Origin of the sequence: Janthinobacterium sp. GW458P (assembly GCF_002127585.1) — a bacterium.
Taxonomy (GTDB): domain Bacteria; phylum Pseudomonadota; class Gammaproteobacteria; order Burkholderiales; family Burkholderiaceae_D; genus Janthinobacterium.
The window spans coordinates 1-1168 of sequence record NZ_NEGZ01000140.1 but is presented as its reverse complement, the minus strand read 5'-3'; the positions used below and the strand labels follow the sequence as shown (position 1 = coordinate 1168).

Sequence of the window (1168 nt, the reverse complement as noted above, 5' to 3'; positions counted from 1 at the left end):
CCCGCTGCGGCGCGGCGGCGGCGCGGGCCAAGGCGGGGTCGAGCGCCTGCCACAGCTGTTGCAGTTCGCGCCAGGCGCGCGCATGGTCGGGGCTGCTGGCGCACCAGGCGCGCAAGGCGTCGGCGTCGGCGCGCGTGAAATCGTCGGCACGCAGGCGCGCCCACCAGGCAGCGGCTTGCTGGCCGATGGCGGCATCGCTGTCGGCAGTAGTAGAAGGCCCGCGTTGATCGCGGTCAAAAGTATTCATGAGCATTATCAATATTTTCGTCGGCCCGCCACATCGCTGCGCTGGGCGGCATCGGCGTCGGCCATGCACGTTTTACAGTGTTGCATGGCGGCCTGCAATTCTTTCTTCACCATCGCCACGGAAATGCCGAAGCGCTCGGCGATTTCGCCGTTGAGCAAGCCATCGACGCGGGCCGCCGTCAGGATGGCGCGGCGGCGCGGCGACAGGCCCGCCAGCGCCGCGTCGAGCGCCTGCACGTCGAGGCGGGCGGCGACGATGCGCGCCGGGTCGCTGACATCGTTGGCGCTGTCGTCGGCCATGTGCATCAGTTCCTCGCGTTCGCGCTCGGTGACGATGATCTGGTCGCGGCGGTAGGCATCGGTGGCGATATTGGCCGCCATGCGCAGCAGGTAGGCGTCGGGATTGTGCACGGCGACCGGCTGGGCCATCGCTTCGAGGCGCAGCCAGGTTTCCTGCAGCGCATCGGCCGCATTGTGCTTGCAGCCGACGACGCGCTCGAGGCGCCAGCGCAGCACGGCGTAGCGGCTGCTCAGGTGCCGTTTCAGTTTGCTGCGCAGGTCGGGCATGCTCATGGCGCGCGCCTTCCCGGCGCGCGGGCGGCGCAATCGACTTCCACGCCCGGCCCATCCGGCAGCAGCAGGATGGACACGGGCTGCGGCAGGGCCGGCAGCGGCGCCGCGCCCACCTGCATGCCCAGCACCAGGCGGGCGATGGCCGTGTCGCGCGCGGGCAAGCCCGTGCTGTCGAGCAGCTGCACCCGCTCCACCACGCCGGCGCGGTTCAGGTACAGCTGCAGCGCCAGGCGGTAGCCGCCGGGGCGCGTCTGCGCCGCGCGGCACAGCAATCCCAGCAGCACATGCTGCAGCCGGCTCACGTAGGCCGCCACATCGGCGCCGCCCTGGCGCGCGCCCGGTATGTCGG

General features: G+C 71.1%; 2 protein-coding genes and 1 pseudogene. All 3 read right to left on the bottom strand.

Features of this window, described 5'->3' with window-relative positions; translation table 11 throughout:
* A partial coding sequence (locus tag CBW50_RS28410) for a DUF4880 domain-containing protein (RefSeq protein ID WP_139842715.1) occupies nucleotides 1–247 on the bottom strand: 247 nt, incomplete at its 3' end.
* 8 nt (nucleotides 248–255) lie between these two features.
* Nucleotides 256–819, bottom strand: a complete 564-nt coding sequence (locus CBW50_RS28405; RefSeq protein WP_139842713.1) for an RNA polymerase sigma factor — start codon at nucleotides 817–819, stop codon at nucleotides 256–258.
* Nucleotides 816–1168: pseudogene (locus tag CBW50_RS29660) on the bottom strand (hypothetical protein); the annotation flags it as partial. The gene CBW50_RS28405 and the pseudogene CBW50_RS29660, both read right to left, overlap by 4 nt.